This window comes from Shimia sp., from assembly GCF_041624275.1.
Lineage (GTDB): Bacteria > Pseudomonadota > Alphaproteobacteria > Rhodobacterales > Rhodobacteraceae > Shimia.
Map to the genome: position 1 here is coordinate 1 of NZ_JBFJVE010000304.1, position 1943 is coordinate 1943.

At 66.6% G+C, this 1943-nt stretch carries 4 protein-coding genes; all 4 read right to left on the reverse strand.

The window, feature by feature from the left end:
• Positions 1–168 (reverse strand): DNA repair protein RecO (locus ABZD10_RS15420; protein ID WP_372887888.1); only part of this gene is annotated, 168 nt, incomplete at its 3' end.
• Between the two features lie 108 nt (positions 169–276).
• The gene (locus tag ABZD10_RS15425; RefSeq protein ID WP_372887883.1) at positions 277–609 is read right to left on the reverse strand and encodes a DUF1491 family protein; all 333 of its coding nucleotides are present in this window, start codon (positions 607–609) and stop codon (positions 277–279) included.
• Positions 606–1514: a GTPase Era gene (era, locus tag ABZD10_RS15430; RefSeq protein WP_372887885.1), complete on the reverse strand. Its 909-nt coding sequence runs from the start codon at positions 1512–1514 to the stop codon at positions 606–608. Before era ends, ABZD10_RS15425 begins: the two co-directional genes overlap by 4 nt.
• 40 nt (positions 1515–1554) lie before the next feature.
• Positions 1555–1943 (reverse strand): EamA family transporter (locus ABZD10_RS15435; RefSeq protein WP_372887887.1); only part of this gene is annotated, 389 nt, incomplete at its 5' end.

Below are 1943 nucleotides of genomic sequence, written 5' to 3' on the forward strand. Positions count from 1 at the left end.
CAGGTCGACCTGCGCGCCGGGCTGTAGAACCGGGGTCATCCTGCGGCTGGTGCCACCGCGCACCACCCCGGCATGGCGGCCGTGTTCGGGGGTGAAGACCTCGAGGATGACCGAGGTCTCGCCGTGTTTTCTCGTGCTGAGGACGATGCCCTGGTCGCGCCATTCCATGAAAGAGACCCTATAGGGAAATGCGCCCTTGCCAAGGGGGCGCGGGCGGAAATGCCGGATGCCTGCGGCGCGAGTATTTTGCAAGAGATGAAGCCCGGGGGGCGGCGGTCAGTCCGACAGGCCGTCCTGGTCGAGCAGGTGGCGGCCCTGGCGGTCCTCGACCTCGATCACCCAGAGATCGGGGTCGAAGCCGCGCTGTTTGCCGAGCGCCGCGTCGACCTCGGCTTCGGCGCCTTCGCTCAGCACCATCCATTCCCGCGCCCCGGTCATCAGATCAAAGCTGCGCTGAAAGGCGCGGGCCCGGCCGTCCAGTGTCGCCAGCTTGACCAGCACCGCGCCGGCCGTGTCGTCGCCATGGGCCACGACATAGGCCGGGATGCCATGCAGCTCGAGCCGTTTCATATAGGCCTGAACCCAGAACCTGGCCGTCAGGCGGGTCATTTGTTGCCGTCTTTGAAGTCCAGCCCCATCTCGGAATAGCGTTCCTTTTCCTCGAGCCAGTTGGGGCGCACCTTGACCTGAAGGAAGAGATGCACGCGGCGGCCGAGGAATTCGGTCAGCTCTTCGCGGGCGGCCTTGGAGACCGCCTTGATGGTCTCGCCGCGATTGCCCAGCACGATGCCCTTGTGACCGTCGCGCATGACATAGATCACCTGGTCGATGCGGGCCGAACCGTCCTTGCGTTCTTCCCAGCTCTCGGTTTCCACCGTCATCTGGTAGGGCAGTTCCTGATGCAGGCGCAGGGTCAGTTTCTCGCGCGTCATCTCGGCGGCGATCATGCGCATCGGCAGGTCGGCGATCTGGTCTTCGGGGTAGAGCCACGGACCCTCGGGCAGCTGTTCGGCGAGCCAGGTTTTCAGGTGCTCGGTGCCGTGGCCCTTTTCGGCCGAGATCATGAAGGTCTCGGCAAAGTCGAAACGCTGGTTCAGATCCTGGGTCAGCTTCAGCAGCCTTTCCGAGGGCACCTTGTCGATCTTGTTGATCGCCAGCGCCACGCGCCGTCCCTTGCCGATGTCCTCCAGCCCTTCGAGAATGCGCTCAACGCCCTCGGTGATGCCCCGGTGCGCCTCGACCAGCAGCACGATGATATCGGCGTCGGCCGCCCCGCCCCAGGCGGCGGCGACCATGGCGCGGTCAAGCCGGCGGCGCGGGCGAAAGAGGCCCGGCGTGTCGACGAAGACGATCTGGGCCTCGCCCTCGAGTGCCACGCCGCGGATGCGGGCGCGGGTGGTCTGCACCTTGTGGGTGACGATCGAGACCTTGGCCCCGACCATGCGGTTGGTCAGGGTCGATTTCCCTGCGTTCGGCTCTCCGATGAGGGCGACGAATCCGGCGCGGTTGGTCATGGTCTATCCTGTCTGTTGCAGGGCCGGGGTGTACACGACCTCAGGCGCCGGGGCCAGCCGGGATTTTGCCGCCCGAGCGGGCCAGGGTATAAAGGCCACTGCCCACCACCAGCGCGGCCCCGGCCAGGGTGAGCCTGTCCGGCAGCTCGCCAAACAGGGCCATGGCAATCGCCAGCGCGAACAACAGCCGTGAATAGCGGAACGGTGTGACCACGGCGATGTCACCGTTGCGCATGGCCTGCGTCAGCGCATTATAGGCCAGAACCCCCACCAGGCCGGCGGCGAAGAGGGCGGCGAGATGCGGCAGGTCGGGCAGGCGCGTCGGCAGGTCGCCAAAGGGGATCAGCACCGCGCCGGCGAGGCCGAGCACGACAAAGCCCAGCGTGCCCAGCTGGCGCCCGGACATGGACCTGGGGCTGATGCTGGTGG

Bases quoted from the DNA above. Each gene is read 5' to 3' on its own strand.
- ABZD10_RS15425 (WP_372887883.1), bottom strand. From the start codon at position 609: ATGACCCGCCTGACGGCCAGGTTCTGGGTTCAGGCCTATATGAAACGG.
- era (WP_372887885.1), bottom strand. From the start codon at position 1,514: ATGACCAACCGCGCCGGATTCGTCGCCCTCATCGGAGAGCCGAACGCA.